The sequence below is a fragment of the Candidatus Darwinibacter acetoxidans genome (assembly GCF_041936445.1).
Taxonomy (GTDB): domain Bacteria; phylum Bacillota; class Limnochordia; order Darwinibacteriales; family Darwinibacteriaceae; genus DTU010.
Genome location: NZ_JBHGXH010000070.1, coordinates 1 through 1,222, shown reverse-complemented (window position 1 = coordinate 1,222; position 1,222 = coordinate 1). Strand labels below are relative to the sequence as shown.

Below are 1,222 nucleotides of genomic sequence, written 5' to 3'. Positions count from 1 at the left end.
GACCAGTTTTCCCACGGTCCATGACCAATCGGTCTTCTCGGCCCGTCCCTGCGCGAGCGCGTTGCCGACGGTGTCTTCGACCGTGGCTGCGTCCGCGCAGAGGTAAAGGACGCCCGAGACTGTCGCCTCCGCGTCCGCTTTCGCACAGTAGAGTTTACCGTCGCTCGCCTGATAGAATACGAGGCCGTACGCATTCGTGACGGTCTCGCCGAACGTCTGCTGGAGGATGCCTCCCTTCTTGTGGATTTCTCCTGCTACTCGGTTTACCATTGCTGTTGTTTCCTCCTTTTTTCAGATGTCGATGGTCGAATGGTGGAACGTCCCGCCGCCCCCATGTGTGCGCTTGACCTGGAGCGATCCCCGCTCGGTGCCGTCCGGCAGAACGATCAGGTCCTCGTCGAAGACCGGGACCGCAACGGTGATCCGAGCGGTCGAGGTCCGTTCAACCCCGTTCACGAAGACCCGGCGCGGCTTGTAGGAGATCCGGGCCGGATAGGTAGCGGCAGCCGCATACTCCGGATCGCCGGTGTAGGTGGTGCCGGTCCGCGCCTTGATCTGCACCTCCTGGTTCAGAAGGCCCGCGAGGCTCATCCGAACCCCCCCAGGAGTTTCATGACTACTGCGACCACGCCGCCGGCGACGGCTCCTGATCCTCCTCCAGTCGCCGCCATCAGGCCGAGGGTCCGGTTGCTCTGCGCTTCCAGGACCCTGACGCGAGACTCGATGTCGGTCTGCGATTTGGCGATCGTGTCGACCTTGCTGTAGACCATCAGGAGGAGTTCGCGGTCAGTCAGCGTGCCGAGAGCGCTTCCTTCAGGGAGACTCATCAGAATCCCTCCCTCGCGCGCACGACGGGGTTCTGGTCGAGGTGCAGGTCCTTGAGCCCGGTCGCGTCCGCGTGCTGCACGCCGGTGAGCCCTGCGGGGCTAATCGCCCGCGCGTCGCGGCACCGGTCGAGTTGCTGCCGGTACAGGACGTACCAGCGGGACGAGGTTGTAGCAGGGCCGGCGACCGTGTAGCTGTAGTCGTCGATCTTCTCGCCGCTGAACCCGATCTGGTCCTCCCCGCCGGCGAGATAGTGGGCCATGAGGTAGGCGAGCGCCCGTTCGGCACCGGTCTTACTGCATCCCGGATCGTCGCCCTTGAACTCGTCGAGCGCGTAGGGGTAGAGCAGGTCGAACTGTGCCGATGTCGGCGTGTAGGGGGTCAGGACCGGGAGCAG

General features: G+C 64.4%; 4 protein-coding genes. All 4 read right to left on the bottom strand.

What is annotated here, in order from left to right:
• Positions 1–270, bottom strand: a 270-nt coding sequence (locus ACE4YL_RS02510; RefSeq protein ID WP_461369141.1) for a hypothetical protein, incomplete at its 3' end; no start/stop codon positions are given.
• A gap of 21 nt (positions 271–291) precedes the next feature.
• Positions 292–591, bottom strand: a complete 300-nt coding sequence (locus ACE4YL_RS02505) for a hypothetical protein (RefSeq protein WP_324304532.1) — start codon at positions 589–591, stop codon at positions 292–294.
• Entirely contained in the window at positions 588–827 is a 240-nt protein-coding gene (locus ACE4YL_RS02500; protein ID WP_461369140.1) for a hypothetical protein, read from the bottom strand. Before ACE4YL_RS02500 ends, ACE4YL_RS02505 begins: the two co-directional genes overlap by 4 nt.
• A partial coding sequence (locus ACE4YL_RS02495) for a hypothetical protein (protein ID WP_461369139.1) occupies positions 827–1,222 on the bottom strand: 396 nt, incomplete at its 5' end. The genes ACE4YL_RS02500 and ACE4YL_RS02495, both read right to left, overlap by 1 nt.